The organism is Actinocatenispora comari, assembly GCF_017312725.1.
GTDB lineage: Bacteria > Actinomycetota > Actinomycetes > Mycobacteriales > Micromonosporaceae > Actinocatenispora > Actinocatenispora comari.
This window is the reverse complement of record NZ_BOPO01000020.1, coordinates 57198-76459: the sequence shown is the minus strand read 5'-3', so window position 1 is coordinate 76459 and position 19262 is coordinate 57198. Positions and strand designations below refer to the sequence as shown.

At 73.9% G+C, this 19262-nt stretch carries 18 protein-coding genes; 6 read left to right on the top strand and 12 right to left on the bottom strand.

Features of this window, described 5'->3' with window-relative positions; translation table 11 throughout:
• Positions 1-324: 324 nt before the first annotated feature.
• A complete protein-coding gene (locus tag NUM_RS07555) occupies positions 325-2166 on the top strand; it encodes a hypothetical protein (RefSeq protein ID WP_207123984.1) in 1842 nt (613 codons plus the stop codon).
• Positions 2167-2176: 10 nt separating this feature from the next.
• On the opposite strand, the gene NUM_RS07550 is transcribed toward NUM_RS07555, so the two are convergent.
• Positions 2177-2731: a DUF2199 domain-containing protein gene (locus NUM_RS07550; protein WP_225918393.1), complete on the bottom strand. Its 555-nt coding sequence runs from the start codon at positions 2729-2731 to the stop codon at positions 2177-2179.
• Between the two features lie 108 nt (positions 2732-2839).
• Between NUM_RS07550 and NUM_RS07545 the strand changes: the two genes are divergently transcribed.
• Positions 2840-3550, top strand: a complete 711-nt coding sequence (locus NUM_RS07545) for an MBL fold metallo-hydrolase (protein ID WP_207123983.1) — start codon at positions 2840-2842, stop codon at positions 3548-3550.
• 57 nt (positions 3551-3607) lie between these two features.
• Here NUM_RS07545 and NUM_RS07540 read toward each other — a convergent pair whose 3' ends face one another.
• From NUM_RS07540 to NUM_RS07515, 6 genes are all read right to left on the bottom strand, one after another.
• Entirely contained in the window at positions 3608-4123 is a 516-nt protein-coding gene (locus NUM_RS07540) for a putative immunity protein (protein ID WP_207123981.1), read from the bottom strand.
• Positions 4120-4725, bottom strand: coding sequence for a putative immunity protein (locus NUM_RS07535; protein ID WP_225918394.1), 606 nt, complete (start codon positions 4723-4725; stop codon positions 4120-4122). The genes NUM_RS07540 and NUM_RS07535 overlap by 4 nt, the downstream gene beginning before the upstream one ends.
• 244 nt (positions 4726-4969) lie before the next feature.
• Complete coding sequence (locus tag NUM_RS07530; protein WP_225918392.1) at positions 4970-6304, bottom strand: AAA family ATPase; 1335 nt, start codon at positions 6302-6304, stop codon at positions 4970-4972.
• Positions 6301-7869: a serine/threonine-protein kinase gene (locus NUM_RS07525; RefSeq protein WP_207123979.1), complete on the bottom strand. Its 1569-nt coding sequence runs from the start codon at positions 7867-7869 to the stop codon at positions 6301-6303. The genes NUM_RS07530 and NUM_RS07525 overlap by 4 nt, the downstream gene beginning before the upstream one ends.
• The gene (locus NUM_RS07520) at positions 7866-8942 is read right to left on the bottom strand and encodes a hypothetical protein (protein WP_207123977.1); all 1077 of its coding nucleotides are present in this window, start codon (positions 8940-8942) and stop codon (positions 7866-7868) included. Before NUM_RS07520 ends, NUM_RS07525 begins: the two co-directional genes overlap by 4 nt.
• 125 nt (positions 8943-9067) lie before the next feature.
• On the bottom strand, positions 9068-9601 hold the full coding sequence (locus NUM_RS07515; protein WP_207123975.1) for a carbonic anhydrase: 534 nt from the start codon (positions 9599-9601) through the stop codon (positions 9068-9070).
• Positions 9602-9782: 181 nt separating this feature from the next.
• On the opposite strand from NUM_RS07515, the gene NUM_RS07510 reads away from it, so the two are divergent.
• A complete protein-coding gene (locus tag NUM_RS07510; protein ID WP_225918391.1) occupies positions 9783-10199 on the top strand; it encodes a winged helix-turn-helix transcriptional regulator in 417 nt (138 codons plus the stop codon).
• Positions 10200-10274: 75 nt separating this feature from the next.
• Here the strand turns inward: NUM_RS07510 and NUM_RS07505 are convergent, their stop codons facing one another.
• Together NUM_RS07505 and NUM_RS07500 are read right to left on the bottom strand one after the other, a co-directional pair.
• Positions 10275-12545 carry a S9 family peptidase gene (locus NUM_RS07505; RefSeq protein ID WP_207123971.1) on the bottom strand — a complete coding sequence of 757 codons (2271 nt, stop codon included), beginning with the start codon at positions 12543-12545 and terminating at the stop codon, positions 10275-10277.
• Between the two features lie 73 nt (positions 12546-12618).
• The gene (locus tag NUM_RS07500) at positions 12619-13281 is read right to left on the bottom strand and encodes a DUF4097 family beta strand repeat-containing protein (RefSeq protein WP_207123969.1); all 663 of its coding nucleotides are present in this window, start codon (positions 13279-13281) and stop codon (positions 12619-12621) included.
• A 228-nt stretch (positions 13282-13509) separates the two neighbouring features.
• On the opposite strand from NUM_RS07500, the gene NUM_RS07495 reads away from it, so the two are divergent.
• Positions 13510-14238 carry a GbsR/MarR family transcriptional regulator gene (locus NUM_RS07495; RefSeq protein WP_207123967.1) on the top strand — a complete coding sequence of 243 codons (729 nt, stop codon included), beginning with the start codon at positions 13510-13512 and terminating at the stop codon, positions 14236-14238.
• On the opposite strand, the gene NUM_RS07490 is transcribed toward NUM_RS07495, so the two are convergent.
• The 3 genes from NUM_RS07490 to NUM_RS07480 all read right to left on the bottom strand — a co-directional run bounded on the left by NUM_RS07490 (position 14201) and on the right by NUM_RS07480 (position 17458).
• Positions 14201-15418, bottom strand: a complete 1218-nt coding sequence (locus tag NUM_RS07490; protein ID WP_207123966.1) for a Cmx/CmrA family chloramphenicol efflux MFS transporter — start codon at positions 15416-15418, stop codon at positions 14201-14203. The genes NUM_RS07495 and NUM_RS07490 overlap by 38 nt on opposite strands.
• 281 nt (positions 15419-15699) lie before the next feature.
• Positions 15700-16836 carry an aminopeptidase P family protein gene (locus NUM_RS07485; protein ID WP_207123964.1) on the bottom strand — a complete coding sequence of 379 codons (1137 nt, stop codon included), beginning with the start codon at positions 16834-16836 and terminating at the stop codon, positions 15700-15702.
• 70 nt (positions 16837-16906) lie between these two features.
• Positions 16907-17458, bottom strand: a complete 552-nt coding sequence (locus tag NUM_RS07480; protein ID WP_207123961.1) for a GNAT family N-acetyltransferase — start codon at positions 17456-17458, stop codon at positions 16907-16909.
• Positions 17459-17532: 74 nt separating this feature from the next.
• Here NUM_RS07480 and NUM_RS07475 point away from each other — a divergent pair, with 74 nt between their 5' ends.
• Together NUM_RS07475 and NUM_RS07470 are read left to right on the top strand one after the other, a co-directional pair.
• Entirely contained in the window at positions 17533-17853 is a 321-nt protein-coding gene (locus NUM_RS07475) for an NIPSNAP family protein (protein ID WP_207123960.1), read from the top strand.
• Positions 17850-19232, top strand: a complete 1383-nt coding sequence (locus NUM_RS07470) for a glutamate-5-semialdehyde dehydrogenase (RefSeq protein ID WP_225918390.1) — start codon at positions 17850-17852, stop codon at positions 19230-19232. The genes NUM_RS07475 and NUM_RS07470 overlap by 4 nt, the downstream gene beginning before the upstream one ends.
• Positions 19233-19262 lie beyond the last annotated feature (30 nt).

The window sequence follows — 19262 nt, the reverse complement described above, 5'->3', positions numbered from 1 at the left end:
GCGGACCACGTTCGGGTTGCGGACCATCTCCGGCGGCGGACCACGTTCGGGTTGTGGACCTTCGCTGGCTTGCGGGCGGTTCGGGCCGGCGCCGCGTGCTGCGAAACCGCGTTCAGCGCGGTGTTTGCACGGTCCCGCAAGCACCGTGGCGCGCCGATCGCCGCCTTCCTACGATCGCCTGGTTGGTCCGATCCCCTCACCGCCAACAGGTCGGCGCCCGCGCCGGCTGCGCGCTGCCCGACTGGGCGACGGCAGCGATCGCGGCCACCTCCAGCGGATCCGGGGCGAGGCACCAGATACCCGCCGGTGATGGAGGAAGCCGCGATGCCCGACGAGACGCCGACCGAGCCGATCCCGTGGCTCCGCCCCGCCGTCCCGGCCGGCGAGCCACCGGCCGCCCCGCCCGCCTGGTCGCCGTCCGGCCCGCCGGCGTTCGGCCCGGCGGAGCAGCCACCCGCCCAGCCACTGCCGGCGGCCGAGACGCCGGCCGCCTCCGCCGGCCCGCCGGCCGATCCGGCGGCCACGACCGGCATCCCGGCCGCCGCGTCGCCCAGCCTGGGCGGCCTACCGCCGGCTCCGGTGCCAGCGACGCCGCCGGGACGACCGATGCCGGCCCCCGGGCCACCGGCGCTCACGCCAGCAGGGACCGAACCGTCGGGATCAGGGCCGTCGGGGCCCGGGACGTGGGAAACACGGCCGTCGGAGTCGCTGCCGGGGCCGGCCGGACCGCTGCCGGGACTCGCGCCGGCTCCGCCGGCCCGGCCACCGGCGCCGCCGCGCCACCACGACCGGCTGGCGGCCGCGCTGGGCAACGCCTCGCTGCTCGGCGTCGGGTACGTGCTGCTGCGCCGCCGCGGTCTCGCCGTGCTCGCCGACCTGATCACGCTGGTACTGCTGCTGCTCGCGGTCGGCGCGTTCCGGACGGTCTGGTTCGAGATCGTGCTCGGCGGGTGGTGGCTGGCGCTGATCGCGCACGGCTGGTACCTCGGCGGCGGTTCCGCGCCGCGTACCGGCCGGTGGCGGCAGCGGGTGACCGCGCTGTGCTTCGCGCTGCCGGTGCTGCTGGGTCTCGCGTACCTGCGGTTCGACGCGCAGACGATCGACGACGCGCTGATGGCGGCCCGCCGGGACGGGGACTGCGCGGCGGCGCGCGCCGCGCTGCACCGCATCGGGTTCGGCGACGCGCTCACCGACGCCCCGCTGACGGTGCGGGCCGACGACACCCGGTCGGCCTGCCGGCGGGTCACCGCGGCGAGCGTGGCACTGCGCCGCGGGCTGCGCTCGGCCGACACCGACGCGCTGGCGAAGGGGTTCGACGGGCTCGCCGGGGTGCTGCACGAGCTGCCCGGCCACGACAAGGTGGTCGACCGGGCGCTGACCGCCTTCCTCGCCGGTCTGCCCACCCACGACGCCTGCCGCACGGCGGACATCACCGACTGGTTGCGGGCCCGCAAGCGCGACCACACCCTGCTCGACCGGTCCGCGACCGTGGTACCGCGCGCCGCCCCGGCCGCGCTGCTCGGCTGCGGCGACAGCTTGATGTCGGACGGGAAGTGGGCGCCGGCGAAGAAGCGGTACCGGCAGCTGCTCAGCCAGTACCCGGACGATCCCCGCACCGGGCAGGCCCGAGCCGGGATCACCAAGGCGGACAAGAAGATCGAGCTGGACCACATCGACTCGCTGCTGTCCGGATCGACGGCGAACGGCTGGCCGGAGTACTGCACCGGCCCGGAGAAGTACCCGGACGCGACCCGCTCTCGCCACGGCACCAACCGCGTGATGTTCTTCGGCGGTGACGACTACACCGGCAAGCTGCCGGCGTCCTGGCAGACCGACGACACCACCAGGGCGGCGCTGATCGCCTGCGTCGGCGACGAGAAGCGCGGCAGCGCCACCCGCACCTGCCCGTACGAGAGCCACGCCCATCCCGGCTCGCCGCTGTACGTGACGTTCTACAAGATCGCGCTGCCGGTGCAGGTGTACGAGCTGCGCACCGGCCGCAAGGTCGCGGATCGGACGATCCAGATCGGTGGGTCCAGTTGCCCGTCGGTGCTCAGCTACACCACCACCGAGCCGTACTACGACTCCGATCCTTCCTCGAAGCAGTCCGTCGACCCCTCCGACAGCGACATCCGGGCCGCCTTCCGGCCCCTCGTCGTCCACTGAGGACAGACCATCAGCGGTCTTCGCCGGCGTGCCGGACCGCTTCAACGATCGCGCGAACCCGGTCGAGGCTGATGCCGGTACGCTGCTCGACGGCGAGCGGGTGGTCGGTGGGTTCGAGCTCGACGAACGGCCGCTCGCCGACCGACCGGGTGTGCAGGTTGGTCTTCAGGTTGGTGGTGGCGGGCGAGTAGATCGCGAGCTCGGTGCTCAACCAGCCGAAGTACGGGGGCTCCTGGTCGCGTTCGGGCGCCTCCCACACCTCGGCGGCGCGCCGGTAGTTCTGCCGGCTGAGCGACACCCACACGCCCCACGCGAACACCTGGTCACTGTCGATGACGGGTATCTCGATCAGGCCCTTGACGAAGTAGGCCTGATCCTGGATGACGCACTGGTCGGACGAGAGCAGACTGTCGGACCGACCTTCGAAGCTGGTGTCCCAGAGATCGGGCGCTTCGAAGCCGTAGGCCATCGGCAGCTGCGCATGGTGGGCACCGCAGCACGAGCAGGTGTAGCCGAGATCGCTGGTCATGACGGTGCAGCCTAGCCAGCCCGCCGTGCGGTCCACGAGACCTCGCAGCCGTCTCGCCGGTACGGCGGTCTGGTGGGTGCGCCGGTGTTCTGCCGTCAGCGAAGGCCACTGTCGACGCAGGGGCGGCGGGATACGGTGGGCGGCATGGAGATCGTCGAGCTGCGCGCCGATCTGCGGATGGTCGTCAGCCCGCCCGGCCAGGCCTACCTGCTGCGGCACTCCGGTGGGGTGCTGCTGGTCGACACCGGCCGGGTCGGCACCGGCGAGGTCATCGCCGCGGCACTGCGCGACTGGGGCCTCGACCGCGACGCGGTCACCCAGCTGGTGCTGACGCACTGGCACGCCGACCATGCCGGTGCCGCCGCCGAGGTGGCCGGTTGGCCGAACGTCCGGGTGTGCGCGCACCGCGCCGACGCCCCGGTCATCCGGGGCGAGCGCGCCGGGGACGAGCTGGTCCTGACCGCGGCCGAGCGCGCGCTGCACGCGCAGGTGTCGCAGGGCCTGTCGGATGCGCCGCCGGCGCGGGTGGACCACGAGCTCGACGACGAGGAGATCCTCGACGGTGTCGGCGCGCGGGTGGTGGCGACACCCGGGCACACCGCCGGCAGCATCGCGCTGCACCTGCCGGAGGCCGGTGTACTGTTCACCGGTGACGTGGCCGCCGAGCACGACGGGGCGGTGCTGCTGGGCCCGTTCAACTGCGACCGGCGGCAGGCGGCGCGCTCGTTCCGGCGGCTCGGCGGGCTCCCCGCCGACGTGGTCTGCTTCGGCCACGGGCGCCCGCTGACCGGCGCGGCGACGGAGGCGTTGCGGCAGGCCGCGACCGCGGACACCGTGCCCGACCCGCTCGGCTGACCTGCTCTCCGGCCGGCCGCGCAGGGTCGGCCACGATCGCGGTGGCCAGACCAGCAGTCAGCACTCGAACACCGACCAGCAGATGTCGTTGCGGGCGCGTTGGTCGTCGAGTACCAGCTCGCGGATCGCCGCGGGGAGTTGGGCGCGCTGCCACCGGCATTCCGCGGCGCCGGCGGCCCTGCTCTGGTCACCCGACCGAGCGGCTCGGGCGGCCTTGATCGCGTAGGCGGCCGCGCCGAGGTCGTGCGCGGCGACGTGCGCGACGCAGGCCGCCTGCCCGGCGGCGTACGCGGCGTGGCGTGCCGCCCCGTGCAGGTCGCGGGCCGCGCCCATGGCGTGCCCGCCGGCCGCTCGCGCCTGCATCATCGCCAGCTCGCCGCGGGTCCAGGCGCGCGCGGCCTCGATCGCCTCCCGCGGCCGGGTGTCGTCCGGCCGGACCGCCTCGAACAGCGGCAGCACGTGCTCGGCGCAGGCGGCGGCCCAGAGCGCCAGCAGCCGGTGGTCGGCATCGGTGAGGGTGCCGCCCCGGCGTACGGTCACCAGGCGCGGGTCGCGAACCTTCGGCAGGATCATGCCGACGCCTCCGCCCCGTCGTCCCGCGGCTGCGCCCCGGCGGGTGCTGGCACGGGCGTCCGGCGCAGTGACCGGTCCAGCGTGGTCATCAGGTGTGCGATGCGGCCGGAGCCGCCGGCCGGGGACGGATAGCGTCGCAACACGTCGATCAGTACCGGTGTCGCCCGCCACCGCGAACGGTCCAGGAACGCGTCGGCGACCGCGGGGTCCCCACCGGCGCGCAGCTGCGCGATGTGCGCGGCGGTGGCGGCCGCCCGCAGGATGTGACCTACCTGGCTGGCCCGGGCGATGGGATGCAGGTACGCCGCGGATGCGGCGTCGCCGGCCGCTCGTGCGGCCAGTCGGGCGATGTCGGTGGGTGCCGCCCGGGCGGCCCGGTGGGCGGCGACGGACGCGACACGCTGCAGCGACGTCCGGCGGCCGCCGTGCACGAAGCAGCAGGCGGCGTCGATCGCGGCACGGGGACGGGGATCGCCGGGTACCGCCCGTTCGAAGACCGGCAGGACGTCGCGGGCAGCCCCGACGGCGTAGTGCGCCACGACGCGCAGCTCGTCCATGGACAGCGGGAAGTCTCCGCGGGCGGAGTGCGGGTTCGACGTCATGCCCCTGAATCGTATCGTTGAACGATCGAGGAAGGCTTTTCCTCCGAATCGCCGCGTGACTGCACCGGCAACCCTCAAACCTCGGTCGAGCCCCCAGCCCCGGCTGCCCGCCGGATTCGGGGCCGGGTCAAGACCGCCGCGACGGCAGGGCCAGGACCGCAAGCGACCACCGTGTCGGGTCGCAAGCGACCGCCGGGTCAGGGTCGCTGCGACCGCCGGGTCAGGGTCGCACGCGGCCCGGCGGTCAGCGTCCGGGCAGGGCGACGCGGACGGTGTCGAGATGGGACTGGAAGGTGAGGTTGGCGGTCCAGCCGTCGACCTGCGGCGGGTCGGCGCCCAGCCAGACCGGTTCGTCGGCGGGGTAGGCGGCGAGCTGGTCGGCGACGCCGGCGCGGGAGACCACGACGCAGGCGTGCCGGTGCCGGGAGGCCAGTACGCACAGCCGGCCCGCCTCCAGGTGGAACGCCGAGGCGTCGCGCCGGCCGGACAGCGGATGCCAGGCGACGACCAGCTCGTACTGGCGGCCCTGCAGCCGGTTCGCGGTGTCGACGGTGACGGTGCCCGGGGCGATGCCGTGCTCGGCCAGCGCCGCGGTCACGAACGCCCGCTGGTCGCGGTGGGTCACCCCGACCGCCAGCTGCGCGGGTGTGAGCACCCCGGCACCGGATTCGTCCACTGTGGACACGTCGGTACCGAGCAGGCGGGTCACCAGCGTCGCGATGGCGGCGACCGCGGCCGGGTCGGTGCGCGGCAGGTACGCCTCGGGCAGCTCCAGCAGGCCCCAGCCGGTGGCGGCGGCCGTCGACAGCACCTGGCCGTACGCGTCGGTGCCGGGTGCGGCGATCCGCAGCGAGCGTTGCCCCGGCTGCGTACCGGCGCGAAACGGCCTGGTGTAGAAGGAATCCGAGACCAGCGCGGCGGCGCTCGGCGGCAGCCGCCAGGACACTGGCAGCGGCACCACCGGGGTGTCCGGGTGGTTACGCAGGATCGTGCCGGCGGCGGTGTCCAGCGGCCACGTCGCGTACGAGCGGAGCACGTGCTCGTCGGCGATCGTGAACGGCGACAGCTGCCCCGGATCGCCGACCAGCAGCAGCCGGTCGAACAGCTCGGCGACCCGCACCAGCGCCGCCGAGGACATCTGGTAGGCCTCGTCGACGATGCCCAGCTCGAAGTGGTGGTCGGCCGCGTCGACGAACGCCCACTTCGCGGCCGTGGCCACCAGCACCGCGCAGCCGCCCAGATCCGCGACCTTCGTCGAGTACGCGACCGGGGCCTCGCCGGCGTCCGCGGTGGGCGGCGTGTAGCCGCCGGCGTGCACCCGGCCGACCCGGGCGGGCGCGACGGCGCCGGCGATCGCCGCGGCCAGATCGTCGGCCTGGTCGTTGGTCTGGGTGATCACCGGCACCTGCACCCCGGTGTCGACCAGCCGCGCGGTCAGCTGCCGCACCAGCGTGGACTTGCCGGCGCCGGGCGGCGAGTCGACCACCACCGTGCGCGCACCGCCGGTCAGGTGCGACCAGGTGCGTTCGACCGCCGCGGCGTGCGCGGCGGCCGGCGACGCGGTCGACGGTCCGGTCACCGTCGCTCCCCCGTCGCCTCGTGCCGGGGCCCCGGCCCGCCAGCCGGCTCGGCGGTGTCCTCGGCGTCGGCATCGGGGCCGTCGTCGGGTTCGGGGGTGCGGTGGGTCCAGGGCAGGTCTTCGGGGAGGGTGTCACCGAAGACCGGTTGCGGGCCGAACGGTGCCAGCACGACGTCGGCGCCGATCGCCGGCAACGCCGCGTCGGCCTGCTGCGGGGTGCGCCCCATCCCCTTGACCACGATGCACTCCAGCGCACCGTCGGCGCCGGCCACGCCGGTACGCACCTGGACACCGGGGCGGTCGACCAACCACAGCTCGGTCCCGGCCGGGCGGTCGAAGGCCAGCCGCGGCCGGACCCGCAGCAGCGGGCGCAACACCTTGCTGCCGCGGGCGTTGAGCTCGCGCCGTTCGTGGTCGCGGGCGACGATCTGGCCGGACAGCGCCTCACCGGAGGCGACGTAACCGGCGAGCACCAGCGGATCGTCCAGCGCCATCTGCCGTTCCAGCGCCGCGGTGCGCGACTCCAGCTCGCCGAGGAACCGGAACGCGCGGAGCTGGTCGAGCCGGGCGCTGAAGTGCGCGGTACCGGCGGCGACCCGGTCGAGGTGGCGGGTCCAGGCGCGGCGGTCGGACTCCCAGCGCGGTTCGGCGTGCGCGGCGGCCGGCAGCGCCGCGACCAGCTCGCGGACCCGCCAGGTGGCCCGCCAGGCCGGGTCGAGCGGCTCGTCGAGCAGTGCGGTCAGCGGCGCCGGATCGCCGTCGGCGTGGTACCGCTCGATCGCCGGGGCCAGCCGGGTCGCGTCGAAGTGCGGGTCGGGCACCGGTCCGGCCGGCGGCAGCGCCTCGGCCGCCAGCGCCGCGGCCACCCCGTCGGCACCGGAGGCCCATCCCGGGTCGCCGTCCGCCCCGGCCGAGCCGGATGCACCGGCCGGGACGCGTTGCGGGTCGACCCAGGCGAGCGCGGTGTGCAGGTTGGCGTCCTCGGCGGGGAGTTGGCCGGTGACCCAGTGCGTGGTCAGCAGGTCGCCGGCGGCGAGCACCAGCGCGGAGCCGGGCAGTACCCGGCGGGTGGCGAAGAAGCTCAGGTCGGCGCCGACGGCCGGCAGCACCGGGTCGACCGGGTGTTCGCCGTCGGTGCGCAGGTAGCGCAGGGACCGGCCGAGCGTGTCGCACAGCCAGGCGGCGGTGGTCGAGTTCGGCACCAGCAGCTGCGGCGCGCGCCGGCAGACCTGCTCAGTGTCGGTCTGTACGCCGCGGCGATCGAGCACCGGCACGTCGTCGCGGTCGGTGAACCCGGCCAGGTGGTCGCGCAGGTCGGCGCCGAAGGTGGCGAGCGCGGCGAAGCGCAGGGTGCGGTCGCGTGGCTCCGGCACCACGACGGTGCGCCACCGGCCGGGCGCGGTCCCGTACCGCAGGGCGAGCGGTGCGGCCGGCTCCCCTGCCAGGTGGTAGCCGACGATCACCAGCGGCTCGCCGGCCAGGTAGGGGTGGCAGCGGGCGGCGGCGGGCACGGCACGCCGCTGTCGCCGGGCGAGCAGCCGCCGGTAGGTGGCCAGATCGCTCATCGGGCGGTGGCCAGTTCGAGCGCGCGGGCGGCCCGGGACAGGCCGTCGGCGAGGGCGATTTCGGCGGCGCCGACCGGGGCGCGGCTGCCGTCGGCGAGCGCGAGCGCGGCGTCGACGGTGGGCACCGAGGCGCAGGCGTTGGTCACCGCGGTGCCGAGGCGGCCGATGGCCTCGGCGTCCTCCTGCTCACCGCGGCAGAAGGTGAACAGGTCGCAGCGCAGGCAGCCGTCGCCGAACCGGTGCGGCAGCGCGGCGACCGCGGCGGCGGTGCGCTCCGGGGCGTCGTCGGCGGTCGGGTCGGGCAGCGGCGGCGTGGCGGCGAGCAGTGCGGCGAGCCGGGAGCGGTCGCCGGCGGTACGCACCAGGGCGGTGAGCCGGGCCAGCTGCGGTGCGACGTCGAGCGGCGCGGCGACCGGCTGCAGCGACGCGTTCTCCGGCAGTACCAGCAGGGCGCGGCGGGACACCTCGGTGCGGGCGCGCAGCGCCAGCACGCTGGCGGCGATCTCGCGGGCGGCGGCGGCCACCTGGGTGGGATCGGCGACGCCGTCCTGGCGCGGGAAGGTACGGATGGCGACCACGTGCCGCGGCATCGTGCCGGTGACCAGCAGGGTGTCCAGGGTCAGCCACTGTTCGCGGTCACCGAGCCGCAGCGGCAGCACCGGATCGCGCAGCAGGGTCAGGGAACGCTCGGGCAGCTCGGTGAGCAGCCGTTCGGTGGCGGCGGCCCGCTCGGCCGCGCCGGCGCCGGGCACCTGCCGGGTGCGGCCGGTGTCGATCGTCAGGTCGAGCCCGTCGCGGGCCAGTGGCAGCAGTGCCGCCAGGTCTTCGTCGGTGCACACGGCGTCGAACCGGCGCCGGCGCGCGTGCACGAACGGGCTCAGCCGCGGCGGCGGGCAGCCGAGCAGCCCGGCGACATCGGGCAGCGGCAGCTCGGCGGCGTCCAGCACTTCGCGCCGGGCACAGCCGGGCACCTCCAGCAGCCCGGCCACCCGCCGCGCGGTCAGTTCGGCCCGGCCGAACCCGCCACGCCACGCTTCCAGAACCTGCCCACCGTCGGTGTCCGCCCCGCCCATAGCCGCCGACGGTACCGCCTGCCCCCGACAGAGCCGCGGCGGTCGCCGCGGCCACGCCGGGTCGGGCCCACCCGAGCCGGTGTCCCCCGGTACGAACGGGGCAGGCCAACCAGCCGGCGCGATGGTCAGGGCGTCGGCGCCGGCTGGACCGTGACGACGTCGACACGTCCGGTCTCGACGGCGTACACGATGCCGCTGACGCGGAAGGCGGCGGCGATCTCCGGTACCGCCCGCAGCGCGGCGACGTCGGCGTCGACCGCGGCGCGCGGGTCGGCGACGTGCTTGTCCGGCAGTGCCGCGGGGTCGATGTGGAAGTAGCCGGCGAGTTGCTCGGGTGGATCCTGCAGGCGGGTGATGCCGCAGTCGGTGTGCTGCATCACGATCAGGTCGGCGACCGGGGCGTGCTCGGCGAGCAGGGTGCGGGTCAGCCGGGCGAGCAGCGCGATCTCGGCGATCGCGTCGGGGGTGACGCGGCCACCGACGTTGCGGATGACCGCGAGTTCTCCGGTGTCGACGCCGAGCACGTGCGCGGGGTCGACCCGTGGGTCGACGCAGCCCAGCAGCACGGAGCGCAGGGCGGGCAGCATCCACAGTCCGGGCGTGAAGCCGGTTCGGGCGAACCGTTCGTTGCGTCGGGTGAGTGTGTCGACGACGGTCATGGTGTCTCCCCCACTGGTTGGCGATCCGCCGGGAGTCCGGACCGTCTGACTAACGATCTCGTTAGTCAGACCATCAGATCATGCTAGGCTGGCTAACGCAAGCGTCAGTCAGGGGAGCCAGATGGATTTCGAGGGCGAACTTCGGGACCGCACCCGGTGGCGCGTCGGTGGCCTCTGCTCGATGACGCGGGTGCTGGAGGTGCTCAGCACCCGGACCGCCTTCCAGGTGCTGCGCGAGCTGTTCTTCGGCACCGTGCGGTTCGACGACTTCGTCGACCGCACCGAGAGTTCCGCGCCGGCGGTGTCCCGGGCGCTCAAGCAGCTCGAAGCGGCCGGGATCGTGGCCCGCTCCCCCTACCGCGAGCAGGGAAAGCGCACCCGTGACCAGTACCGGTTGACCGGGGCCGGCGAGGAGTTGCTGCCGGTGTTCCTGTCGCTGGTGCAGTGGGGCGACCGGCACCTGCAGGACGCCGGCGCACCGATCAGGTTCGTCGACACCAGGACCGGCCGGGCCGTCGGCGTCCGGGTCTGCACCGACGAACACCCCACCACCACGCCGCCGGCCGACATCGAGATCCGCCGCGGCGCCACCCCCTGACCGGCCGCGGCCATACCGAGCCGGGCAGGTTCGGTGTGGCCGGGGTCGGGGGTGGCGACGGAGGGCTCGCCGTCGTCAGGCGAACAGGTCGCCGAGCAGGTCGGGGTCCAGGACGATCGGGGCGGGGCGGTAGGCCGGTGGCCGAGCGCCCATCAGTTCGCGGACCAGGAAGTCCCAGCAGCGGGTGCGCACGTAGGCGAGGCAGTCGATGAACAGGTGCTCGGCGCCGGGCACGATGAGCAGCTCGAAGTCCTTGCCGGCGGCGACCAGCCGGTCGGCCAGCCGCATCGTGTGGTCCGGGTGGACCTGGTCGTCCATCTCCCCGTGCACCAGCAGCAGCTTGCCGGTCAACCGATCCGCAATGTCCACATTGGACGATCGGGCCCAGGCGTCGGGGTTGCCGGCACCGTCGTAGGCCTCCACGAAGTCGAGGCTGAAGAACCGTGGCTCGTGCGGTCCGGACAGTGCCACACCGACCCGGTAGACCTCCGGGTGGTCCAGCATCGCCCGGACGGCGGCGTACCCGCCGCCGGAGTGGCCGAGCATGCCGACCCGGTCCAGGTCCAGCCACGGCCTGGTCTCGGCAAGCTGGCGCAGCGCGGCGACGTGGTCGTCGAGCGACCCCGCCTCGGACAGCCGACCGTACGAGGCGTCGTGGAACGCCTTGCTGCGACCGGGGGTGCCGCGTCCGTCGACGGCGAGAACGGCGAAGCCGAGCGCCGCGAGCGGTTCGGCGTCCAGGCCCGTCCCGCCTTGATCGAAGCAGGGGTCGACCCGGTTGATCTGTGGTCCCGGGTAGATGCTGTCGACCACCGGGTACCGACCGTCGGGATCGAAGCCGTGCGGGCGGTACAGCACGCCGTAGAGGTCGGTGACCCCGTCGGCGGCCTTGACGCGGAACCGTTCCGGCGGCGTCCAGCCCAATGCCTCCAGCTTGCCGGTGTCGGCGCGTTCCAGCTCGACCAGGACCCGGCCGGCCCAGTCCCGTACCGTCGTCACCGGGGCGGTGTCCACTGTGGAGGCGGAGTCGACGAACCAGGCGCGGTCGGCCGGCATCGTGACGACATGGTCGAGCCCGTCGTCGGTGACCACCGCGAAACCGGCACCGTCCAGGCCGACCCGGCACACGCTGCGCCGGTACGGATCGGCCTCGACCAGGCCGGCGGCGGTGAAGTAGACCACCCGCGCGTCCTTGTCGACGTGCAGGATCTGCCGGACCGCCCACGGTCCGCGGGTGACCTGGTCGACCAGCGCGCCGATGTGCAGGTCGTAGCGGTACAGGTGGCCCCAGCCGTCGCGCTGGGAGTACCAGAGGACCTCGTCGGCGAGCACCCGCACGATGGGCGGCTCGTACAGCCACTGGTTGGGCTCGATCCGGGTGTCGCCGGTCTCGGTGAGCACGGTGGCCACCTCGCCGGTGGTCGGGTCGAGCCGGTGCAGCGACAGCGTGCGCCGGTCGCGGGTCTGGCTCAGGTACCAGACCGCGGAGCCGTCGTCGGCCCACCAGGCCGATCTGCCCAGCACCGGCGAGGCCGTCGGGGCGAACAGCGGATCGGCCTGGGCGTGGACCACGGTGCCGGTGGCGACGTCGAGTACCACCAGTTCGGCGCGCGGTGCGGCGGCGTCGCCGGCGTAGGCGTACCGCTGGGTGTGCAGTGCCGGCGCGCCGCCGTCGGCGGGCCGCGACTCGATCAGCGCGGTCTGCCGCACGTCGCGCTCGTCGGTGCGGTGGGTGAGGATCTTCGTCGAGTCGGGTGACCAGGCGACGGCCGGCGGCAGGTACGGGATGCCGAACTTGCGCAGCAGAGTGCCGTTGCCCAGGCTCTCCGGGCTGGTGCCGTACTGGTGATGGGGTTCGCCGTCGGTGGTCAGCGGCCACTCGCGGTCGCCGGTCACCGCCCACAGATTCGGCCCGCGCCGCGACACGGCGACGCTGCCGTCCGGCGACGGCACGTCCAGCGGGTTGGCCGGCGGGGTGAACTCGGCGGGCGCGCAACGGTAGTCGTCGAGCCCGCACCGCCAGTACCCGTCGAAGGCGAGGAACTCGACGGCGTCGGCGCGCAGCACGATCGTGCCGAACGGCAGCGCCTCGGCGTCGACCGGCTGGCCGGCGGCCGCGGCCAGGGCGACGGCGAGCCGGCCGTGGTCGAACAGCGGTTCGCGGGTGCCGGCCGCCGGATCGACCAGGACGAATTGGGTTCCGGTGCCGGTGGCCACCTTGTACCAGAAGCGGCCGGTGCCCTCGATCCACTGTGGACGGATCTGGTTGCCGACGACCAGCTCGCCGGGGCTCACCGGCCGGCGCAGCAGCTTCTCGGCGGCTCGGTAGTTCGCGTCGGTACTCATCGGGAGGTCCTCTCACCGTGGTACGGAAGGGATCCGGGCCGGCGCCCCGGTGCGGGGACGCCGGCCCGGTGGGTCAGCGGCTGCGGGCGGTGATGTTGCCGTACGAGGTGGTCGCGTCGATGGTCAGCGCGATGCTGCCGTCGTTGCGCAGCGCCTCGTGGATCCGGCCGTATCGGGTGCCGCCCTTGAACTCGGCGGACACGCCCGCGGCGGCACCCACCGACACGTCACCGGCGTCGGTGCGCAGCGTCAGCGTGCCGCGCGTCGCCTCGTCGATACGGATGTCGCCCTTGCTGGTGTTGATCCGCGCGGCGCCGGTGAGGCGACCGACGGTCACGTCGCCGGCGAGGGTGGTCAGCTGCACGCTGGCGGCTTCGTCGATCTTGATCGGGCCGTGCTTGCTGTCGTAGTCGATGTCGCCGAGCCGGCCCACGCCGCGGAACTCGGCGCTGGCGGTCCTGGCCTCGATCCGGGACCCGGCGGGCAGCTGCACGGTGACCTCGACGGCGCCCGAGGGACCGAGGTACTGGTTCCTGGTCGGCGCCTGGATGCGCAGGGTGCCGTCGGCGTAGTCGATCGTGGTCTCCTCGGCCAGCGTCCGGTCGCGCTTGCGGCCGGCGTCGGCGGGCCGGATCTCGACGGTGGTGTCGCCGCGCTCCGCGGCGATGAACTGGATGCGCCCGGCCGGGATGTCCAGCGCGGCGGTGATCGGGGCGGTGGTGGTGAACGTCTGCATGACGGGCTCCTGCGGGTCGGTGGCGCTCTGTTTCCAACACCGGAAACGCTACGTTGCCTTTCCATAATGAGCAAGAGCGTTGTTGCACTGAAAGTGCGTTCTAGCAGGTAGAGATGCAGTTTTCGTTGCAACCGTTGGGAACCTAACGCAACAACACTCGGCCCTGGTGTTGCAATGGATAGGAAGTGAACGCTATGCTCGCGGCGACGCAGACACGAGGAGACCACGGTGCCCGGAGGCAGGCTCACCCAGCAGGAACGCCAACAGATCGCGCTGGGCCTCGGTGACGGCCTCGCCTACGCCGAGATCGCCCGCCGGCTCGACCGACCCACCTCGACGATCACCCGCGAGGTACTCCGCAACGGCGGGCCCACCGGCTACCGCGCCGAGCTCGCCCACCGTGCCACCGAACGCCGCGCGCACCGGCGTCGCCCGGCCACTCCTCGCGGCGCCCAACCGGCACCGACCGACGGGCGCGACACCGAGGCGATCCGCGAGTACCAGGAAAGCTTCACCACGCTGCTGATGCAGCAGGGCCTGCCGAAGATGACCGCGCGGGTGCTGACCTGCCTGATCACCACCGACGCGGGCAGCATGACCGCGGCCGAGCTGGCCCACCAACTGCAGATCAGCCCGGCGTCGGTGTCCAAGGCGGTGGCGTTCCTGGAGGGTCAGGGGCTGGTCGGCCGGCAGCGCGACGAGCGCCGCCGGGAGCGCTACGTGGTCGACAACGACGTCTGGTACCAGTCGATGATCGCCAGCGCCCGCGGACACGCCCAGTTCGCCCAGACGGCCCGGGAGGGCGTCGAGGTGCTCGGCGCCGACGCCCCGGCCGCCGTCCGGCTGGAGAACATCGCCCGGTTCATGGACTTCGTCGGCGAAAGCATCACCCGCGCCGCCAACCAGGCCCGCGAGGTGCTCACCTCCGACGAGACGACCGCGACCCACCCTGACTGACCGCCGCCGGCCGGCGCACACCCCGGCCGACGGCCAGAACGCCACGCCCGGCCGCGGCGACCACGAGGGCGACCAGCACCAGCAGACCACTGGTCCACAGTGCAGCGGTGGGCCGCATCGACGCGGCGAGGCCGATCGCGGCGGCCGGCGGCCCGGCCGCGGCCCCCAGGTTGAGCGCCGCGGTGGCGTACGATCCGGCCATCGTCGGCGCGCTCGCGGCCTCGTGGAGCACCCGGGTGATCAGCGTGCTGCCCACCGCGAACGACAGCGCGCCCAGGACGAACACGAGGCACAGCAGCGCAACCGGCTCGCCGGCCAGCAGCGCGGCAGCCGGCCAACCGGCGAGCAGCAGCGGGCCGCCGACGGCGACGACCAGCCCGGGACGGGCGTCCGACAGGCGGCCCGCGACGGTGACGCCGACGAACGAGCCGGCGCCGAACAGCACCAGCGCCACCGAGATCCAGAGCCGGCCGAGCCCGGCGGTGCCGGTCACCACCGGCCCGAGAAACGTGAAGCTGGCAAACGTCGCCGCGTTGACCAGCGCACCCAACACCATCACCAGGACCAACCGCGGCCGGGCGAGACAGCCGAGTTCGGCCCGCAGCGCCGGCCCGGCCGGCGCGGCCGGCTGCCCGGATCGCCGCGGGATCGCGAGCAGGATGCCCAGCAGCGCCGGCAGGCAGACCGCGACGACCGCCCAGAACGTGGCCCGCCAGCCGAGCACCGTGCCCAGTACCGATCCGGCCGGCACTCCGGCGACCGTGGCCACCGTCGTACCCGACAGCAGCACGCCCAGCGCGCGGCCCTTCCGGCCCGGCGGTACCAGGGTGGCGGCGGTGGTCAGGGCGACGGCGAGGAAGCCGGCGTTCGCCAGGGCGGCCACGATCCGGGTGGCGAACAGCATCGGGAAGCTCGGGGTCAGCGCACCCGCGACGTGCGCCGCCGCGAACACGACCAGCAACCCGGCCAGGCCGGTACGCCTCGGCCAGGTCCGGGCGAGCGCGGCCATCAGCGGTGCACCGAGAACCATCCCGATCGCGAACGCCGACCCGAGGGTCCCCGCCGTTCCGACGGGTACGCCGAGATCGGCGGCGATGCCCGGCAGCAGGCCGGCGAGCATGAACTCCGAGGTACCCATGGCGAAGATCGCCAGGGCGAGCAGGTAGAGCGACAGCGGCATCGAACGAGCTCCGAGGTGAGGAGAGGCAACGGCGGGCTTCTCGTCACCACGGCCAGCGCCCGGGTCCGACCGCGGCGGACGACGCCGCGGCGGTACCGGTAGCTCAGCGGTTCAGGGGGCTGGCGGGTGGTGACCGGCAGCCCCCACCTCGTTCGCTTCCGGACTCACCATGGCCCGCACGCTAGCGAACGCCGTTGTTCGACCGCACGCGGTCTTCCCGCGCTCGTCCTCGTCGACCGTCCGGGCCGGGTTGATCCCTCGCATCGCGGCGAGCCCGGGCGCTACCGGACGATCCGGAGGTGGTGCGGGGTGTTGTTGAGGCGCACGGCGCCGGTGTCGGTCACCAGGACGATGTCCTCGATCCGGACGCCGAAGCGGCCCGGCAGGTAGACGCCGGGTTCCAGGGAGAAACACATCCCGGGCGCCAGCGCCTGCCTCTCCCCCGCGACGAGGTAGGGCGGCTCGTGGGTGGTCAGTCCGATGCCGTGCCCGGTGCGGTGGATGAAGTGTTCGCCGTAGCCGGCGGAGGTGATGACCTCGCGCGCCACCGCGTCGACCTCCGCGCCCGGGACACCCGGCGCCACCGCGTCGAACGCCGCCTGCTGCGCGGTCCGGACCAGTTCGTGTACCTCGCGGACCTGCGCTGCGGGTTCGCCGACGTGCACCGTGCGGGTGGTGTCGGAGCCGTACCCGTCGCGCAGGCCGCCGAAGTCCAGCACCACGGTGTCACCGGTCTCGATGATCCGATCGCCGGGGTCGTGGTGCGGGTTCGCCGAGTGCGGGCCGGACGCGACGATGGTGAAGTCGACCTGCTCGTGCCCGTGCTCGCGCAGCATCGCGGCGAGGGCGGCGGCCACGTCGCGCTCCCGGCTGCCGGCAAACGTGGTCTCGACGATCCGTTCGTAGACGGCGTCGGCGGCGGCCCCGGCTGCCGCCAGGCGCGAGCGTTCCGCGGCGTCCTTGACCGCCCGCAGCATCGGCAGCGCGACGGTCATCGCGGTGTAGCCGACCGTCGGGATGGTGTCCTGCAGCGCCAGCAGGTGCAGCGCCCAGGCCGCGTCGGAGACGGCGTAGCGGCCCGTCCGGCCCAGCAGGGCCGCGACGACCTCGTACGGGTCGGTCTCGTCGCGCCAGTCCGCATAGCGGGGCGCGGCGCCGACGCGTTCAGCATCCGGACGTTCCAGCGTGGGTACCACCAGGGTCGGTTCGATGTCCGGGGTCAGCAGCAGTGCGGTGAACCGCTCGCTGGCCGTCGTCGGCGTGTAGCCGGTCAGGTACGCGAGGTCCGGACCGGGCGTCGCGATCAGGCCGGCGAAACCGGCGTGCAGCGCCGCGGCCAGGGCCCGTTCCCGGCGCGGCCGGTAGGGATCGGCCAGGTCGTCGTGTTCGTTCGCCGTGCTCTCGCGTGCGTCGGCCATCAGCACACCCTCCTCTGGTACTCGAACGGCTCGGTCGCGGTCGGAGCCACCGGCCGGGTGGACCGCGCGGCTATGCCGTGCGCGCCTTCCAGTCCGGCGCGAGGATCGCCCAGACCTGCTTGTCGTACCGAATGCCGGCGTAGGGCCAGAACTCCCGGCGCACCCCCTCCAGCGTCATGCCGAGGCGACGGGCGACCGCGGCGCTGCGTTCGTTGTCGGCGCGGCAGTGCCACTCGGCGCGGTGCAGCCCCCGGGTGCCCAGCGCCCAGTCGAGCAGCACGGCGCAGGCCGGGGTGACCAGGCCGCGCCCCTCGGCACCCGGCTCCAGCCAGCAGCCGATCTCGCAACAGCCCAGGGCCGCGTCGAACGCGGTGAACATCACGCCACCGACCAGCGTGCCGTCGAGCCAGATGCCGAACAGGCGGGCGCCGTCGGCGGCCTGCCGCTCGGCGTAGCCCCGCAGCGTGCCGCGGGCGCCGTCGAGGTCGTCGGTGACGAACCCGGGGCCGACCCACGGTCGGATGTGTTCCCGGGCCCGGTCCAGGTGGGCGGCGAACTCCTCGGCGTGCCACGGCTCCAGCGGCCGGAGGCTGGCGCCGTCTCGCAGCGTGCGCGCGAACATGCTGACTCCGATTCACATAACAGTTGTTACGATGAAGATAGCAGCACGTCGGCGCGGCACGGAAAGGGCAGCGGATGATCACCTGCCACCTGCGGTACGAGATCGACCCGGCTCGGGTCGACGCCTTCGAGGAGTACCTCACCGGCTGGATCCCGATCGTTGCCCGCAACGGCGGCGTCCACCACGGCTGCTACCTGCCGCACGAGGGCGCCAACGACATCGGGTACGCGCTGTTCTCCTTCCCGAGCCTGGCCGACTACGAGCGCTACCGGGACCGCATCCGCCGCGACGAGGACGCCCGGCGCCTGTGGGAGCTGAGCGCGCGCACCGGCTGCATCCGGCGCTTCGACCGAACGTTCCTGCGCCCGGCGTCACCCCGAACGGAGGAATCGTGATCACGACCCACCACCCGCGGTCCGACGACGACAGACGAGCCTGCGGCGACCCCGCTCGATCCGGTGCACCAGAACCGAACCCGCCGGACTCCACCGCCCGCGAGTCCGATGAGGTCGGCGCGGCGTACGCGGTACGGGAGTGCGCCTTGCGCGCGCGTTCGGCCGCATCCGAGCTGGCCATGGCCCCGCGCGCGGCGAAGGACCGGGCGTTGCAGGCGATGGCCGCGGCGCTGGTGTCGCGCAGCGCCGAGATCCTCGCCGCGAACGAACTCGACGTGTCCGCCGCCCGTGCCACGGGCACCGCCGCGGCGATGCTGGATCGGTTGACGCTCGACGATCGCCGGGTCGAGGGGATGGCGGACGGGCTGTGCACGGTCGCCGGGCTGCCCGATCCGGTCGGCGAGGTCGTCCGCGGCTCCACCCTGGCGAACGGGCTGGAGCTGCGCCAGCTCCGGGTCCCCTTCGGGGTGGTCGGCATCGTCTACGAGGGCCGTCCGAACGTCACCGTCGACGCCGCCGGGCTCACCCTCAAGTCGGGCAATGCCGTACTGCTGCGTGGCTCCGCGTCCGCGCGGTGCTCCAACGAGGCGATCGTGGCGGTACTGCGGGACGCGCTCGACGCCACCGGCCTGCCCGCCGACGCGGTGCAGCTGGTGCCCGGCGGCACGCACGACGCGGTCCGGGCGCTGATGCGGGCGCGCGGCCTGGTCGACGTGCTGATCCCGCGCGGCGGCGCGGCCCTCATCCGTACCGTCGTCGAGGAGTCCACGGTCCCGGTCATCGAGACCGGGGTCGGCAACTGTCACGTGTTCGTCGACGCCGACGCCGATCTCGACGACGCGCTCGGCATCGTGCTCAACGGCAAGACCGGCCGACCGTCGGTGTGCTGTTCGACCGAGACCGTGCTGGTGCACGAGGCGGTCTCGGCTCGGTTCCACCGGATGCTGCTGCCGGCCCTCGCCGCGGCGGGCGTCACTGTACACGGCGACGCATCGGTTGCGGCACAAGGAAAGCAGGTCGGCGTCGAGGTGGTGCCCGCCACCGACGACGACTGGTCGCGCGAGTACCTGTCGCTGGATCTGGCCGTGGCCGACGTGCCGAGCCTGGACGCCGCGGTCGAGCACATCCGGCGCTTCTCCTCCGGCCACTCGGAGGCGATCGTGACCCGCTCGCAGTCGGCGGCCCGCGACTTCGTGGCCCGCGTCGACGCCGCCGTGGTACTGGTCAACGCGTCGACCTGGTTCGTCGACGGCGGCGAGTTCGGCTTCGGTGCCGAGATCGGCATCTCCACCCAGAAGCTGCACGCCCGCGGGCCGATGGGGCTGCCCGAGCTGACCAGCACCAAGTACGTGGTCACCGGGGACGGCCACCTCCGCTGAGCCGGAACGTCGTCACGGCCAGCTGGTCCG